The organism is Pseudomonas sp. S32 (assembly GCF_016648095.1).
Taxonomy (GTDB): domain Bacteria; phylum Pseudomonadota; class Gammaproteobacteria; order Pseudomonadales; family Pseudomonadaceae; genus Aquipseudomonas; species Aquipseudomonas parafulva.
The window spans coordinates 57168-74069 of record NZ_JACVVF010000018.1; the positions used below are offsets into that span (position 1 = coordinate 57168).

The 16902-nt window shown below is 62.4% G+C and carries 13 protein-coding genes; 8 read left to right on the forward strand and 5 right to left on the reverse strand.

The features are described from left to right. Positions 1 to 77: 77 nt before the first annotated feature. A complete protein-coding gene (bfr, locus tag IAE38_RS12355; protein WP_028633245.1) occupies positions 78 to 551 on the forward strand; it encodes a bacterioferritin in 474 nt (157 codons plus the stop codon). 56 nt (positions 552 to 607) lie between these two features. On the opposite strand, the gene grxD is transcribed toward bfr, so the two are convergent. After that, a complete protein-coding gene (grxD, locus tag IAE38_RS12360) occupies positions 608 to 943 on the reverse strand; it encodes a Grx4 family monothiol glutaredoxin (RefSeq protein WP_028633246.1) in 336 nt (111 codons plus the stop codon). An 83-nt stretch (positions 944 to 1026) separates the two neighbouring features. Next, complete coding sequence (locus IAE38_RS12365) at positions 1027 to 3135, reverse strand: molybdopterin oxidoreductase family protein (protein ID WP_201217768.1); 2109 nt, start codon at positions 3133 to 3135, stop codon at positions 1027 to 1029. A 375-nt stretch (positions 3136 to 3510) separates the two neighbouring features. Between IAE38_RS12365 and argF the strand changes: the two genes are divergently transcribed. After that, entirely contained in the window at positions 3511 to 4431 is a 921-nt protein-coding gene (argF, locus tag IAE38_RS12370; RefSeq protein WP_201164437.1) for an ornithine carbamoyltransferase, read from the forward strand. Then, positions 4428 to 5537 carry an ABC transporter ATP-binding protein gene (locus IAE38_RS12375; protein WP_201217769.1) on the forward strand — a complete coding sequence of 370 codons (1110 nt, stop codon included), beginning with the start codon at positions 4428 to 4430 and terminating at the stop codon, positions 5535 to 5537. The genes argF and IAE38_RS12375 overlap by 4 nt, the downstream gene beginning before the upstream one ends. A 31-nt stretch (positions 5538 to 5568) precedes the next feature. Here the strand turns inward: IAE38_RS12375 and ybaK are convergent, their stop codons facing one another. Further along, entirely contained in the window at positions 5569 to 6039 is a 471-nt protein-coding gene (gene ybaK, locus IAE38_RS12380; protein ID WP_201217770.1) for a Cys-tRNA(Pro) deacylase, read from the reverse strand. Between the two features lie 153 nt (positions 6040 to 6192). Further along, positions 6193 to 6345, reverse strand: coding sequence for a hypothetical protein (locus IAE38_RS12385; protein ID WP_154660062.1), 153 nt, complete (start codon positions 6343 to 6345; stop codon positions 6193 to 6195). Here IAE38_RS12385 and IAE38_RS12390 point away from each other — a divergent pair. From IAE38_RS12390 to glpD, 4 genes are all read left to right on the forward strand, one after another. Next, positions 6344 to 7195, forward strand: coding sequence for an MIP/aquaporin family protein (locus tag IAE38_RS12390; protein WP_201217771.1), 852 nt, complete (start codon positions 6344 to 6346; stop codon positions 7193 to 7195). The genes IAE38_RS12385 and IAE38_RS12390 overlap by 2 nt on opposite strands. Positions 7196 to 7240: 45 nt before the next feature. After that, positions 7241 to 8740: a glycerol kinase GlpK gene (gene glpK, locus IAE38_RS12395; protein WP_060482763.1), complete on the forward strand. Its 1500-nt coding sequence runs from the start codon at positions 7241 to 7243 to the stop codon at positions 8738 to 8740. Positions 8741 to 8873: 133 nt separating this feature from the next. After that, positions 8874 to 9629 (forward strand): DNA-binding transcriptional repressor GlpR, encoded by a 756-nt coding sequence (gene glpR, locus IAE38_RS12400; protein WP_028633253.1) that lies wholly within the window; start codon positions 8874 to 8876, stop codon positions 9627 to 9629. 211 nt (positions 9630 to 9840) lie between these two features. Further along, a complete protein-coding gene (gene glpD, locus IAE38_RS12405) occupies positions 9841 to 11370 on the forward strand; it encodes a glycerol-3-phosphate dehydrogenase (protein WP_201217773.1) in 1530 nt (509 codons plus the stop codon). A gap of 34 nt (positions 11371 to 11404) precedes the next feature. On the opposite strand, the gene IAE38_RS12410 is transcribed toward glpD, so the two are convergent. After that, the gene (locus IAE38_RS12410; protein ID WP_201217774.1) at positions 11405 to 15526 is read right to left on the reverse strand and encodes an NEL-type E3 ubiquitin ligase domain-containing protein; all 4122 of its coding nucleotides are present in this window, start codon (positions 15524 to 15526) and stop codon (positions 11405 to 11407) included. 342 nt (positions 15527 to 15868) lie between these two features. Between IAE38_RS12410 and IAE38_RS12415 the strand changes: the two genes are divergently transcribed. Then, positions 15869 to 16786 carry a glutamate/aspartate ABC transporter substrate-binding protein gene (locus IAE38_RS12415; protein WP_201217776.1) on the forward strand — a complete coding sequence of 306 codons (918 nt, stop codon included), beginning with the start codon at positions 15869 to 15871 and terminating at the stop codon, positions 16784 to 16786. The last annotated feature ends 116 nt before the right edge of the window (positions 16787 to 16902 follow it).

The following is a 16902-nucleotide window of genomic DNA, read 5'->3' on the forward strand; positions in this document are numbered from 1 at the left end:
TAACTTAGGTTTGACAGGCCCGGGCATCCAGCTCAAACTTCGCAGTATTGGCACACTTCGACAGGGCAGGAACACCCATGAAAGGCGACATCAGCGTCATCCAGCATCTCAACAAGATCCTCGGAAACGAGCTGGTCGCTATCAACCAGTACTTCCTGCATGCCCGCATGTATGAAGACTGGGGCCTGAACAAACTCGGCAAGCACGAGTACAAAGAATCCATCGACGAGATGAAGCACGCTGACAAATTGATCAAGCGTATTCTGTTCCTTGAAGGCATTCCTAACGTTCAGGACCTGGGCAAGTTGCTGATCGGCGAGCACACCAAGGAAATGCTCGAATGCGACCTGAAGATCGAGCAGAAAGGCCTGCTGGACCTGAAAGCCGCCATCGCCCATTGCGAAACGGCCGGCGACTTCGGTTCGCGTGACATGCTCGAAGACATCCTCGAATCCGAGGAAGAGCACATCGACTGGCTGGAAACCCAGCTGAGCCTCATCGACAAGATCGGCATCGAGAACTACCTGCAGTCGCAGATGGGCGAGGAATAATTCCAACGCCATAAAAAAACCCGCCATTGGCGGGTTTTTTTATGGCTCGCTGCCTATCAGGCTTCGGCAGCCTTGGCCTTGGCGGCGGCATCCTTGATGAGCGTCTGCAGCTCACCGTTTTCGAACATTTCCAGCACGATGTCGCTGCCGCCAACCAGCTCGCCACCCACCCAGAGCTGGGGGAAGGTTGGCCAGTTGGCATATTTAGGCAGGTTGGCGCGGATTTCCGGGTTCTGCAGGATGTCGACGTAGGCGAACTTCTCGCCGCAACCCATGACCGCCTGGGAAGCACGCGCAGAAAAACCGCATTGCGGTGCATTCGGCGAGCCCTTCATGTAGAGCAGAATGGTGTTGTTGGCAATCTGCTCTTTGATCGTTTCGATGATATCCATGTAGCACCTCGGCTTAACTTTGCGACGTCGTCGTCGGCACGGTGAGGCATTGTAACGGAAAGCCGAGCGGCATGCTCGTGCCCTCAGGCGGCCTCTACCTGCACGGGGACGCCATTGAGCGCTGCGTTGCCCGATACCGGGTCACGCAGGCGTTCGTCGGTCAGGTCGTTGGCGCTGGCACCTGGCTGGCTCTGGGCTACCTGCATGTGCACACCCTTCAACCCATGACCATAACCGTGAGGCAGGCTGACCACGCCGGGCATCATGTTCTGGCAGCCCTGCACCTCAACTTCCACCGTGCCGGTGCGAGAACTCACCCGTACCCGCTGGCCATCCTGCAAGCACCTGTGCTGCATGTCATCAGGGTGCATCAGCAACTGGTGCCGTGGCTTGCCTTTGACCAGCCTGTGGTAGTTGTGCATCCACGAATTGTTGCTGCGCACATGCCGACGGCCGATCAGCAGCAGTTGGCCTGGCGCCGGAAGGGCCTGCAGGGCCAGGCGCTGCAAGTCCTGTAGCAACACCTGGGGTGCCGCCTGGACGGTGTTTTCGGCCGTCGCCAGGCGCGCGCCCAGGTTGCGCTGCAGCGGGCCGAGGTCGAGGCCATGAGGGTGGGAGTCCAACGCCTCCAGTGACAGCTTCCAGGGGGTGTCATGGCCATAGCGGCCACTGCGCAACGCCAGGTCGATCATGTGCGCGGGCGGCGCGGTGGGTTTCAGCGGCTGCTGTGCACGCGCGGCAAATGCCTGGGCAAGGCCCACGAAGATCTCCCAGTCGTGCAGCGCCCCTTCGGGCTTGGGCAGAATGGCGCGGTTGAAGCGGGTGACGTTGCGCACGGCCAGCAAGTTGAAGGTACTGTCGTAGTGGTCGTTTTCCAGCGCCGACGTCGACGGCAGGATCAGGTCGGCATGGCGCGTGGTTTCGTTGATGTACAGGTCGATGCTGAGCATGAACTCCAGCCCCGCCAAGGCGCCGTCCAGTTGCCGACCGTTAGGCGTTGACAGTACCGGGTTGCCGGCCACCGTCACCAGTGCGCGCACCTGCCCCTCACCCGGCGTGAGCATTTCCTCGGCCAGGGCGGCAACCGGCAACTCGCCGCCATATTCGGGCAACCCCGACACCCGGCTTTGCCAGGCATTGAAGTGACCACCCGAGGTGGCCGCCACCAGGTCGACGGCAGGCTCGGTGCACAATGCGCCGCCTGGGCGGTCGAGGTTACCGGTGACCAGGTTGATCAGCTGCACCAGCCAATGGCAGAGCGTGCCGAACACTTGGGTTGAAACGCCCATGCGGCCATAGCAAACGGCCTTGTCGGCAGCCGCGAAGTCACGTGCGAGCTGGCGGATGCCTGCTGCAGGAATGCCACAAAGCGGGCTCATGGCCTCGGCCGTCATAGGGGCTATCGCCGCCTGCACGGCCGGCACGCCGCTCACAGGCAGGTGCGTGCCTATGGCCAGGCCTTCTTCGAACAGGGTGTTGAGCAGGCCGCACAACAGCGCGGCGTCGCCGCCGGGGCGAATGAACAGATGGGTGTCGGCTATCGCCGCCGTTTCACTGCGCCGCGGGTCCACCACCACCAGGCGCCCTCCCCGTGCGCGCAGGGCCTTGAAGCGCTTTTCCACATCGGGCACGGTCATGATGCTGCCGTTGGAGGCCAGCGGGTTGCCACCGAGAATCAGCATGAAGTCGGTATGGTCGATGTCGGGAACCGGCAGCAGCAGCCCATGGCCGTACATCAGGTGGCTGACCAGGTGCTGGGGTAATTGATCTACCGAGGTGGCAGAAAACCGGTTACGGGTTTTGAGCAGGCCAAGAAAGTAGTTGCTGTGGGTCATCAAGCCATAGTTATGCACGCTCGGGTTACCCTGATACACCGCCACGGCATTGCGCCCGTGAGCCTGCTGCACCGCCCAGAGGCGCTCGGCTGCCAGGGCGAAGGCTTCCTCCCAGCTGATCGCCTGCCACTGTTCCCCAACCCTGCGGTGCGGCTGGCGCAGCCGATCAGGGTCGTTCTGGATGTCCTGCAAGGCCACCGCCTTGGGGCATATGTGGCCGCGGCTGAAGGGGTCCAGCGGGTCGCCCTTGATCGAACTGATCTGCGCCGTGCCATCAGCGCCGTGGCTCAATTCGATACTCAAGCCGCAAATGGCTTCACACAGGTGGCAGGCACGGTGGTGCAGGGTCTTGTTCATGGCCGCTTTTGCCTGGGTCAGGAAAGAAGCCAAGACTATGGCGCCGCCTCGCCGCCCGGGCCAGCGTGCTTCGTGGCGTGAATCCAGCGACATCAGGCGCGCGATTCACGACAGCTGTTTGCCAAATCGCCAGCAAGCCGTGTACAAAACCCCTGTAGCAAATAAAAAACAGCTACAGGGGCAACGCCGACACCCTTTGCAACACCCTGTGCAGGTGGCCGCTGTTTCCCCCCTTGGTTTCAGGCGACATTTAATTATAGTATTGCGCCTTTCCCCATTTCGTCCGCCCCGTGCGGCTTACGCCGCAGGTCACTCCCGTTGTTAAAAAAAACCACACGGTGGGCCTGCATACTGTTGCAGATAAGGTAGTCAATCATGAGCGCTAGGCACTTTCTCTCCCTGCTGGACTTCACCACCGACGAATTGCTCGGGGTGATCCGCCGCGGCATCGAGCTGAAGGACCTGCGCAAGCGAGGCGTGCTGTTCGAGCCCCTGAAAAACCGCGTGCTGGGGATGATCTTCGAAAAGTCCTCCACCCGCACCCGAGTCTCGTTCGAGGCCGGCATGATCCAGCTCGGCGGCCAGGCGATCTTCCTGTCCCCGCGTGACACGCAACTGGGCCGTGGCGAGCCCATTGGCGACAGTGCCATCGTGTTGTCGAGCATGCTCGACGTGGTGATGATCCGCACCCACGCCCACAGCACGCTCACCGAGTTCGCCGCCAAGTCCCGCGTGCCGGTCATCAATGCGCTGTCTGACGAATCCCACCCATGCCAGTTGCTGGCCGACATGCAGACGTTCCTGGAGCACCGTGGGCCCATCCAGGGCAAGACGGTTGCCTGGATCGGTGACGGCTTCAACATGTGCAACTCCTACATCGAAGCGGCGCGCCAGTTCGGCTTCCAGCTGCGCATCGCCTGCCCCGAAGGTTACGAACCCGATCCGCGTTTCATGGCCATCGGCGGCGACCACGTGCAGATCGTGCGCGACCCGCTGCTGGCCGTGCAAGGTGCTCACCTGGTCACCACAGATGTCTGGACTTCCATGGGCCAGGAAGAGGAAACTGCTCGGCGCCTGGCGCATTTCGCGCCCTACCAGGTCACGCGGCAAATGCTTGACCTGGCGGCACCCGACGCCCTGTTCATGCATTGCCTGCCCGCCCACCGTGGCGAGGAAATCAGCCATGACCTGCTCGACGACCCACGTTCGGTCGCCTGGGACCAGGCTGAAAACCGCCTGCATGCACAGAAGGCCCTTCTCGAATTCCTTGTCGAACCGGCTTACCACCACGCATGAGTCAACCTCTACTGCTCAACCTGCGCAACCTCGCCTGCGGCTATGGCGATCAGCGCATCGTCCAGAACCTCAACCTGCACCTCAATGCCGGCGACATCGGTTGCCTGCTGGGTGCGTCCGGTTGCGGCAAAACCACCACCCTGCGCGCCATCGCGGGTTTCGAACCGGTGCATGACGGTGAAATCCAGCTCGCAGGCGAGGTCATCTCCCGGGCCGGCTTCACCCTGGCGCCGGAAAAGCGCCGTATCGGCATGGTGTTTCAGGACTACGCCCTGTTTCCGCACCTGACCGTTGCGCAGAACATTGCCTTCGGCATTGCCAAGCATCCCCGCCAGGCGGCGGTGATCGAAGAAATGCTGGAGCTGGTCAAGCTTGGCGGCCTGGGCGGGCGATACCCACACGAGCTGTCTGGCGGCCAGCAGCAACGTGTAGCCCTGGCCCGGGCGCTGGCACCTGAACCTCAGTTGCTGTTGCTCGACGAGCCGTTCTCCAACCTGGATGTGGAGCTGCGCAGGCGCCTGAGCCATGAGGTGCGGGACATCCTCAAAAGCCGTGGCACCAGCGCCATCCTGGTCACCCATGACCAGGAAGAGGCCTTTGCGGTCAGCGACCAGGTGGGCGTGTTCAAGGAAGGCCGGCTTGAGCAGTGGGATACCCCCTACAACCTTTACCACGAACCGCAGACCCCTTTCGTGGCCAGCTTCATCGGCCAGGGGTACTTCATTCGCGGGCAGATGACCAGCCACGAAGCGGTCAGTACTGAACTGGGTGAGCTGCGTGGCAACCGTGCCTATACCATGACCTCGGGCAGCTCGGTGGATGTGCTGCTACGCCCCGATGATATCGTGCACGCACCCGACAGCCCGTTGCGGGCCAGCATCGTGGGCAAGAGTTTCCTGGGGGCCTCCACCTTGTATCGCCTGCAACTGCCCACCGGCAGCCAACTGGAGGCAATCTTCCCGAGCCATGTCGATCATCAGCTGGGGGCGGACGTAGGGATTGCAGTGAAAGCCGATCACCTGGTGCTGTTCGCTGTGCCCGGCAGCGTGGCAGCACAGGCGTTGCAGCAGCACAGCGGCGTGCGCCGTCACAGCTCCGCGCAGTGAGGACGCTGCAGGAGGTCGCCTGGCGGCCTCCCTACCCCCTGCCGATCGGCGCAAATGTGCCTTGCGTATATTCGGCCAGCACCGCTGCCGCCAACTCCACTTCCAGCCCCCTGCGCCCGGCACTGACATGGATGCTGGCAAAATTCTGCGATGAGTTGTCGATAAAGGTGCGCAGCCGCTTTTTCTGCCCCAGCGGGCTGATCCCCCCCACCAGGTAGCCTGTAGCCCTTTGCGCCTGGGCAGGGTCTGCCATTTCGCACTTCTTCACCCCGGCAGCATGCGCCAGGGCCTTTAGGTCCAGTGAACCCACCACCGGCACCACCGCGACCAGCAACTCGCCCTTCTCGCTGCTGGCCAGCAAAGTCTTGAACACCTGCTGCGGGTCCAGCCCCAGCTTCTCTGCAGCCTCGAGCCCGTATGACGCCGATTTGGGGTCGTGTTCGTAACTGTGCACACGGTGCTCGGCGCGGTGCTTCTTCAACAGGTCCAGGGCAGGTGTCATGCAGGGGCTCCGGTGTAAGACGAATCGGCGGCTACTTTAGGACAATTCCCACATCCCAGCCAGCACGGCGCAATGGCGCCGCTCTAGCTCGCGCAGTCGCGCCCGGATTAACTGCCCAAAACGTGACTGACCGTTCACTTTCGACCTTTGACATCAGCGTTTCTTGTCTATATTTTTTCGTTTCTGAATAAAGGGTGCACTTTTACGGTGCATTTCATAGAGGTGCCCGGGGTCGATGGGGATAGGCGCCGGGCTTTTGCTGTCGAGCGCCACGCGACTCACAACAAAAACAATGAGGTCATACATGACAATTGCTCAAGGCCAACCCACCCTGCCCAGCCAATGCCTGGCCGAGTTTCTCGGCACTGCATTGCTGATCTTCTTCGGTACCGGCTGCGTTGCCGCGCTCAAGGTGGCGGGCGCCAGCTTCGGGCTGTGGGAAATCAGCATCATCTGGGGCGTAGGCGTCAGCATGAGTATCTACCTCACCGCCGGCATATCAGGTGCGCACCTGAACCCGGCCGTGAGCATCGCCCTTGCCCTGTTCGCAGGCTTCGACAAACGCAAGCTGCCCTTCTACATGCTGGCCCAGGTGTGCGGCGCCTTTTGCGGCGCTGCATTGGTATACGCCTTGTACAGCGCCCTGTTCTTCGATTTCGAACAGGCGCACGCCATGCTGCGCGGTAGCGAAGCCAGCCTGGAGCTGGCCGCAGTGTTCTCCACCTACCCCCACCCGGCGCTGTCCACCGGCCAGGCGCTGTTGGTCGAGGTGATCATCACAGCCATCCTGATGGCCGTGATCATGGCACTCACCGATGACAACAACGGCCTGCCCCGTGGCGCCATGGCGCCGCTGCTGATCGGGCTGCTGATCGCCGTGATTGGCAGTGCCATGGGCCCTCTGACCGGCTTTGCCATGAACCCGGCCCGGGACCTGGGGCCCAAGGTGATGACCTTCCTCGCAGGCTGGGGCGAAATCGCCTTTACCGGCGGCCGTGATGTGCCTTACTTCCTGGTGCCGGTATTCGGGCCTATCATCGGCGCCTGCCTGGGTGCTGCGGCGTATCGCGGGCTGATTGCCCGCCACCTGCCGGAGGTACCTGCTGCCAACACCCGCACGGGCGATGATCGCCAAGGCGACACCCAAGTCAATTGATGGCGGCTTCCAGCCCAGACCCCTATTTTTGCAAGGCCTAAGACCATGACAGATACCCAGGACAAGCACTACATCATCGCCCTGGACCAGGGCACCACCAGTTCGCGCGCCATCATCTTCGACCGCGATGCGAACGTGGTAGGTACCTCACAGCGCGAGTTCGCCCAGCATTACCCGCAAGCGGGCTGGGTGGAACACGACCCGATGGAAATCTTCGCCACCCAGAGCGCGACCATGGTCGAAGCCTTGGCCCAGGCAGGCATCAGCCATGCCCAGGTGGCCGCACTGGGTATCACCAACCAGCGTGAGACCACCGTGGTATGGGACAAGGAAACCGGGCGCCCGGTCTACAATGCCATTGTCTGGCAGTGCCGGCGCAGCACCGAGATCTGCGCCCAGCTCAAGCGCGACGGCCACGAAGCCTACATCCGTGACACCACCGGCCTGGTCACAGACCCATACTTCTCCGGCACAAAGCTGAAATGGATCCTGGATAACGTCGAAGGCGTGCGGGAGCGGGCCGAGCGCGGTGAGCTGTTGTTCGGCACCATCGATACCTGGCTGATCTGGAAGTTCTCCGGTGGCAAGGTGCATGTCACCGACTACACCAACGCCTCGCGCACGCTGATGTTCAACATCCATACCCTGCAGTGGGACGAGAAACTGCTGCAAATCCTGGGTATCCCCGCCCAGATGCTGCCGCAGGTAAAACCGTCGTCGCAGGTGTACGGCCACACCAAGAGCGGTATCGCCATCGCCGGCATTGCCGGTGACCAGCAATCGGCGCTGTTCGGGCAAATGTGCGTAGAGCCGGGCCAGGCCAAGAACACCTACGGCACCGGGTGTTTCCTGCTGATGAACACCGGTGACCAGGCGGTCAAGTCATCCCACGGCCTGCTCACCACCATCGCCTGCGGCCCACGCGGCGAGGTGGCTTACGCACTTGAGGGGGCGGTGTTCAATGGTGGTTCCACCGTGCAATGGCTGCGTGATGAACTGAAGATCGTCAACGACGCGCTGGACACCGAATACTTCGCCAGCAAGGTCAAGGACAGCAACGGCGTGTACCTGGTGCCGGCATTCACCGGGCTGGGCGCCCCCTATTGGGACCCGTATGCACGGGGTGCCTTGTTCGGCCTGACCCGCGGGGTCAAGGTGGACCACATTATCCGCGCTGCGCTGGAATCCATCGCCTACCAGACCCGGGACGTGCTCGATGCCATGCAACAGGACAGCGGCAAGCGCCTGTCTGAATTGCGGGTGGATGGCGGCGCAGTAGCCAACAACTTCCTCATGCAGTTCCAGGCCGACATTCTGGGCACCTGCGTGGAGCGGCCGAAAATGCGTGAAACCACTGCCCTGGGTGCGGCCTACCTGGCTGGCCTGGCCTGTGGCTTCTGGAGCGGCCTTGACGAATTACGCGACAAGGCGATCATCGAACGAGAGTTCAGCCCCCAACTGGACGAAGCCCAGAAAGAAAAGCTGTATGCCGGCTGGCAGAAGGCCGTGGACCGCACCCGCGACTGGGAAGACCACGACGCCTGACCTCGCACCGGGGGCGGCGCGTGGCCGCCCCCTCTACACCCTCGATGAATCCTCTTGCCGATAGTCCGCTGGCTGTCGTCCCTTTCCTACGGCATCATTGCAGCATTTGTCAGGCAGCCCCAAAGGACCGCCCATGAATCTGCCCCCCCGCCAACAACAAATCCTCGAACTGGTGCGCGAGCGCGGTTACGTCAGTATCGAAGAAATGGCGCAGTTGTTCGTCGTCACCCCCCAGACCATTCGCCGCGACATCAACCAGCTTGCCGAACTCGACCTGCTGCGGCGCTACCACGGCGGAGCGGCCTATGATTCCAGTATCGAAAACACCGCCTACGCCATGCGTGCCGACCAGATGCGGGACGAAAAGCAGCGCATCGCCGACGCAGTGGCCCGACAGATTCCCGACCACGCCTCACTGTTCATCAATATCGGTACCACCACCGAATCGATTGCACGCGCCTTGCTCAACCATAACCACCTGAAGATCATCACCAATAACCTGCACGTCGCGTCCATTCTGGCTGCGAAGGACGATTTCGAAGTGCTGGTGGCCGGCGGCACGGTACGCCGCGACGGTGGCGTGGTCGGCCAGGCCAGCGTCGATTTCATCAACCAGTTCAAGGTCGATTTTGCGCTGGTGGGCATCAGCGGCATTGATGAAGACGGCAGCCTGCTGGACTTCGATTACCAGGAGGTGCGTGTCTCCCAGGCGATCATCGCCAACGCACGCCAGGTAGTGCTGGCCGCCGACTCCAGCAAGTTCGGGCGCAATGCCATGGTGCGCCTGGGCTCGATCGGGCTGGTGGATTGCCTGGTCACCGACCAGCCACCCACCCCAGCCCTCACCCAGCTACTCAATCAGAACAAGATACGCCTCGAAGTGGTGTAGCACCGGACGTTGTACTGCGATCACGCCAATGTGGCGCCAACCCTCCCCGGCGCCGCGCTGCAGTGCATGTTCGTTAATGTTCATATTCTTGTAATCCGATCAGTTTTTTCTATAAAGACTCACTGGCGGGCGCGCTGTAGTTACGCTAGTATTTTCGGAAACGAACATTCATGTTCATATTCGATGCAAACTGCTTCTGGAGGCCTTGCCCGTGTCCCAGCCCGATTCGACCCGCCCCCCGCTGCCCGACTGCTATGACCTGGTTGTGATCGGCGGCGGCATCAATGGTGTCGGTATTGCCGCCGACGCTGCCGGGCGTGGCCTCAAGGTGTTCCTTTGCGAAAAGGACGACCTTGCACAGCACACCTCTTCGGCCAGCAGCAAGCTCATTCACGGTGGCTTGCGCTACCTGGAACACTACGAATTCCGCCTGGTGCGCGAGGCCTTGGCCGAGCGCGAAGTGTTGCTGGCCAAAGCGCCCCACATCGTCAAGCCGATGCGCTTCGTACTGCCGCACCGCCCGCACCTGCGCCCCGCCTGGATGATCCGCGCCGGGCTGTTTCTGTATGACCACCTGGGTAAACGCAAGCGCCTGGGTGCTTCGCGCAGCCTGCGCTTTGGCCCTGGCTATCCGTTGAAGCCAGCCATCACGCGGGGCTTTGAATATGCCGACTGCTGGGTCGACGACGCCCGCCTGGTGGTACTCAATGCCATGGCCGCCCGGGAGCAGGGTGCACACATTCATACCCGCACCCTGTGCCTTGGCGCCAAGCGTGTAGAGGGTGTGTGGGAAGTGGATGTTCAGCATGCCGACGGCAGCGTGCACAAGGTGCGTGCGCGGGCGCTGGTGAATGCCGCAGGGCCGTGGGTCGCGAAGTTCATCAAGAACGACCTCAAGCTGGATGCCCCCTACGGCATTCGCCTGATCCAGGGCAGCCACCTGATCGTGCCCCGCCTGTACGAGGGTGAGCAGGCCTACATTCTGCAGAACGAAGACAAGCGCATCGTGTTCTGCATCCCCTACCTGGACCGTTTTACGCTGATTGGCACCACCGACCGGGAATACAGCGGCGACCCGTCAAAGGTCGCCATTACCGAGCAGGAAACCGACTACCTGCTGAACGTCGTCAATGCCCACTTCAACCACCAGCTTAGCCGTAGCGACATCTACAGCACTTATGCTGGGGTGAGGCCACTGTGCAACGACGAGTCGGATAACCCATCGGCCGTGACCCGGGATTACACCTTGGCCCTGTCGGGCACCGTCGGCGAAGCCCCGTTGTTGTCCGTGTTCGGCGGCAAGCTCACCACCTACCGCAAGCTGGCCGAATCGGCCATGGCCGAACTCAAGCCTTTCTTTACTGCCATGCGTGGGAGCTGGACCGCCAGTGCTACCTTGCCAGGCGGTGAAAGCATGACCACCCCGCACGCACTGGAGCAAGCATTGCTGGCCCGGCATGGCTGGCTGGCTCCGGCCATTGCCAAACGTTGGGCGCTGACCTATGGCAGCCGTGCCTGGTCGCTGCTGGAGGGCGCCGAGGGGCCGCAGGACCTGGGCCAGCCGCTTGGTGCAGGGTTGTTTACCCGTGAGGTGGATTACCTGCGCGAACACGAGTGGGCCGTCAGTGCCGACGACATCCTCTGGCGCCGGACCAAGCTTGGCCTGTTTACCACCCAGGCCGAGCAGCAGGCCCTGGCGCACTACCTGCAGCAGGTCAAGCTGCACAGCAACGCAGCTTGAACCCTCGGGCGGCTCGGTAGCGGCCGCCTTTGCTTCACCCCCGCTCGTTCGCCTGGGTGGCCAGGGCAAGGTACAGCGCCTGCTCCTGTGCATTGAGTTCAGCCATCAAGGTTGCGGCCTGGTCCAGATACGCCTGTTCGCCCGTTTGTGCTGTTTGTTGCTCGCAGGCCTCCAGTCTCTCGTGAAAGGGCGCTGCCAGCGCCTCGAAGCGTTCCCGATAACGGGTGCGGACGAACGCCTGCCAGAATTCTCGCTGCGCCAGCGCAGCACTGAGCGCTGCGCGGCTTTCCTCCGCCAGCACCGTGTCACCGGCCAGCCGGATTTGCCGGCTGCTGACGCCACTGAACTCGGGAAAATTCATGTAGGCCGGTTGCACGGGAAGGCCAAGGCGCTGGGCCAGGTTTACCCGATAGGCGAGGTAGACTTCGATATCATCCACCAAGGCGTAGGGGTCCCGGCGCATCTGCCGGATATGAACCGCAGCGATACGGTCAACTTCATCCAGCCTGTACAGTGAGCGCCCCAAGCGCACCAGCGCAGATTCAGTCTGCGCTTCGCCGATGCCCGCAGTGTGCAGGGCAATGTGCAATCTCAGCTCGAGCTGGCTCAGCAGTAACAGCAAGCGATCATCGCAGGTTTGTGGGCCCTGCACCTGCAGGAACACGGCCTCACGCACATCGGTGTTTTCGCTGCACAACTCGAGGATGCGCCAGATCCTGGCGCGGTAGTAATGCGCGCGTTCGTTGAAGTCTTCAGACTCGGCAAAATCGGCGAGAAACCTGAACAGGTCTGCAGACTCGCGTTCTTCAATCAAATCTGCCCAGATCTGCATACGCCGGCTGCGCACTTCGGTCGTGGCCTGGCCGATCCAGCGATCACGCAGTTCGTTGTCAGCGATCATGTGCACCGGTGAAGCACGACCGGCACCGTCCCCCATGCCGCTGGCTTCATTGAGCAACCGTCGGCTGACCTCATCCAGCGGGTTGTCATGCAAATACAGTTGCTGCAGCCGGCCACCCAGCGTCTGTAGCTGCGCGCTGACCTCACGGATCTGGTTTTCCCGGAAGTCCGCCAGCCCGCGCCACGGCAACTGTGCACCGTCGCCCAGGTCCTGCAGCCCTGTACCGCGCAAGTACACTTCCCGCAGGCCCCGCAAACCGGACAAGTCGGGCATCATTCCCAACGGGTTGCCACTGAGGTCCAAGACTTCCAGCAGGGGTAATCTGCCCAGGGTCTCCGTGGTGCGGGGGCCTAATGCGATGCGATTGCGCCCCAAACGCAGGACGCGCAACTGCCCGAGCAGTTCGAGGCCCGCAGGTAACTGGGTGAGCTGGTTCTCGCGCAAGTCGAGCTCGTGCAACTGCGGGAAGCGCAACAGAAACTCCGCGCGAATCTGCTCCAGCCCAAGGTTGCGTAGCGTCAGGCGGCGAACGTGCTGGAAGTCGATATCTGCGGGCAGACTGGGGAGGCTGCCCACGCGTTCGTCCACTACATGCAGCACGCAGTCCCCGCTTTCACCCTCCCCGGTCTTGCGTCGCCAGGCCCGTCGAATCTGTGTGGCGACCCGACGGCGGCGGCGGCCATCGAAAAAGCTGATGCGCTGACGCGTCCACGCTTCCAAGGCCTGACGCAAGCCGTGCAGGCGCAGCTCCAGCTCAGCCAGGTGGTCCCACAAGCCAACCCCCTGATCGATAAGCCGCTGAATGTAGGCATCCAGCTGAGCATCGCTGAGCATGGGGTAAATGGCACGGATACCGCAGCGCAGGGCGTGCCGGCTGCTCTCGCCCCTGCCGCTCAGTGGGTAACCCACACGCCCGTCATGCAGCCGCCGGGGTGGGCTGAAGCGTCCGCCAAAGGCGGCCAACCCCATCGCCTGTGCGGTCGCGGCCCGGTCTACCGACGCCTGGCGCAGCAAACCATCCCCCAGGGCGCCCGCGGTCGCTTTGGCGCCGCCAAATGCGTTCTTCTGAGGGCCGTCCAGCGTCATCAGCAGGCAGTCCAACAAGCTCTGTTCCGTGACCTGGGAACCGCCCCCTTCAAGATGGAAGCCCTCGCTGGTGCGTACAATCACCCACTTGGGCAGGCTACCCGGCGCCCCTCTGCACGCCAGCACACGCCCTAGCGGCTCGCCCTGGCGCACTTCCACACGCACGCTTTCCATCCACGGGGCGATCTGGTCCAGCAGCGCGAGCGCCAGGCGCAGGGTGTCTTCATTGACCGCGGCAGCGTGTTGGAGCCCCATGAGCGCGCGGTCCAGCCGGCTCTCCCGCACAGCCCAGCGGGCCCGCTCAGCCAGGGCGAGCGGTACCTTGCCGCTGCCTAGCACGGCAACTTGCTCGCCCGTGGCATGGTGCAGGATCTCTTCGGCAACCTGTACCGTCAGCCCGGTGAAGGTGTGCATCAACTGTGCAGCCGCTGGGCTGGGCGCCTGCGTCTGCGCCATCAGGGCACGCTCAACGGCGGCCGGTCGCAGCAAAGGTTCGAGGGAATGAAGCTCATCGCGTGCATGGGCATCAAGCAACCGGGCGGGCGCCGGCTCGCCCTGCAGGTGCAGGCCCCTCAACCCCTCGCAGGTCAGGCCGGTAATGTGCAGCAACGCGTTGGCGGCATCGTCGGAGGTATCGGCCAGTGCACCCCCAAACCTGCGAACCAGGGCGCCTGCATTATCCAGGTAATGGGGCGATTCGGGCAGCTGTCGCAAGCGGAAACGGCACTGGTCTTCGTGCACCGGGGTCAGGGCATCAACGAAGCCAAAGCGCTGGAGGGCGTACCCCGCGCCAGCCTGGCCCACCCCCTGCAAGGCGCCGATGGCAAAGGTCTGCGCCACATTGAACAGGTGGTCCAGCGCCCCTTGCCGATCGCCAAGCCGCCAGGCTGCATAGCCGCCATATACCTCACCGGCGATGTCAGCAGCGGCCGCGACCACCATCGCTTCGCCCAGCCCAGGGATGAACAGCGCGGCCAGGTTGATGAGCTCAAGCCCTGCGCCTTTGAGGGCTTCGAGGCGCTGATGCCGCTCCAGGATGGTCTGATCCACGGTAGGCACAGCCAGCACACGGGCATCGTCCAGCATTTTCTGCATCAGCCGCCCCCGCAAGTAGGCGAAGACGGGCTCCTCGATTGCAAAGTGCCGCCCGTCGAGCTCAAGTGGCCGGTGGCTGTTGCCCGTCTTGATCAAGCGCTCCAACTGGGTGGTGAATGCAGGTCGGTCCCGCTCGGTAATGAAGCGCGCGAAATAGCGGGCATACCCTGGTTTGCGCAGGCGCACGCCCATATCATCGAACAACGCGTCCCAGCAGGTGTGCTGGGTTATCGCCCGCACCGGGTCTGCCGGCAGCCAGCAGACCAGGTTCTGCAGAGAGCCTTCGGCCGTTTCGCGCAGCTCCAGCACCAGCGCCCCCTCCACACACTTGCCCAGCAGGTACAACTGGCGCGGTATCACAGTCCCTGGCCCTGCTGCAGTGACTGGTTGCCGGGCGATCAGCGGTAGCAGGCGCAGGTATGGCGCTTCATCCAGCTGGCCCTTGATCCTGGCCATTCGCACGGCAACCTCCAAGTCGGCCCGCTGATGCTCTTCGAATGACCGGCGGACCGCCGCCTGAGCGAAGTCTGCAGAGGCGGGGGGGCGGCTTTTAGGGAACAACCGCGCCCGCAGCAGTTGCTGATACTGGCCACCCAGGTCAAGCTGCCGGCACACGCGCGCGAACGTCTCGAAGGGCAGCGCCAGCACCTGGCCCTGGGCATCGAGCAGGTGCGCACGGCGGTGCAACGCGGCAAAGGTTTCACTTTCGTGAAAGTTGTGCAGCGCGGCCGCCAGCAGTGACTGGTTACTGTGCAGCGTCTGCAAGGGCTCATGCAGGCGTGGAGCCGCACTGGGCAACGCCACTTTCTGCTCGATGACCACGCGGGCAGCCAGCACATCAATCCCGGTCAGCCCCTGTGCGCCCAGGGCCGCCTCCAGCAGCGGACGGGCAAAGGCGTCCAGCCCCGGCAGGCCGTCGAGCCGTTTGCGCACGGTATCCGCTGCAGCCTGCTGGTAACGCAGTGCACGTTGGAAGGTGAGTAGCAGGTCGATATCGACACCGCGCAGCCACGAGGGCAATTGGCGCGCCACCAGGGCATCGACAGAGTCGGAAGGGATAGGGGTAACGGCCACGGCGTAAGCTCCTCGCAGAAAAACGCCGAGCACAACATGCAGTTGTCACCACCAGGTGTTACTTATGGCTGGGTACTGAACACGCATGACACCCAGGCATTCGTTCGGGTTACCGAACGCAAAACGGGGTAACCATTCGAATTACCGATCAACCTTTATCAGCAGAAAACCTGCCTATGGGGGTTACGCCCAGCGTTTTCGCGGGGCTACCATCGGTTGGGGGGCTTGGCACGACTCATGCTCTGTTCTGTTCACCGGATGCACGCGCAGCTGCTGTATTCGTTGAACGAAAGAGTCCGCCAACGGCTCCATAAAAAAAACAAACACGTCGAGGAAAATTTGATGCGTATCGTTCGTCAATTGCTGGGCGCCGCCATCGCGGCCGCTGTGATCGCTTCGCCAGCCATGGCTGAGGAGCTGACCGGCACCCTGAAGAAGATCAAGGATTCGGGCACCATCACCCTGGGCCACCGCGACTCCTCCATCCCGTTTTCCTACCTGGCTGGCAAGCCCGAGCCGGTGGGCTATTCCCATGACATCCAGCTGGCCGTTGTCGATGCCCTGAAAAAGCAACTGGGCACGGACATCAAGGTCAAGTACAACCTGGTCACCTCCCAGACCCGTATTCCGCTGGTGCAGAACGGCACCGTCGACCTGGAATGCGGCTCCACCACCAACAACGTCGAACGCCAGCAGCAAGTCGGCTTCACCGTGGGCATCTTCGAAGTGGGCACGCGCCTGCTGACCAAGGTGAAAGACGGTCAACCTGCGTACAAAGACTTCCCGGACTTGGCGGGCAAGAACGTGGTGACCACCGCCGGCACCACGTCCGAGCGCCTGCTCAAGGCCATGAACGCCGACAAGCAAATGAAGATGAACGTGATTTCCGCCAAGGACCACGGTGAAGCCTTCAACATGCTCGAAAGCGGCCGTGCGGTGGCATTCATGATGGACGACGCCCTGCTGGCCGGTGAAATGGCCAAAGCGCGCAAACCATCGGACTGGGTCATCACCGGCACCCCGCAGTCGTACGAAATCTACGGTTGCATGGTGCGCAAGGATGACGCAGCTTTCAAGAAAGCAGTCGATGACGCCATCGTGGGCTACTTCAAGTCGGGCGAAGTCAACAAGAGCTACGACAAGTGGTTCCAACAGCCGATCCCGCCAAAGGGCCTGAACCTGCAGTTCAAGATGAGCGATGAGCTGAAAAAACTGATCGCCGAGCCTACTGACAAAGCGGCCGACGACAAACAGTCCTGACCCCCAGCCTGGGGCCTGCGGCGCTGCACAGCGCCAATTAAACCTGCAGGCCCCCCGTTAGTGTCTAACCTTTCATCCGAGGGCCTTGCGCTCTCGGATGCAAGAAGGTGCCCGTG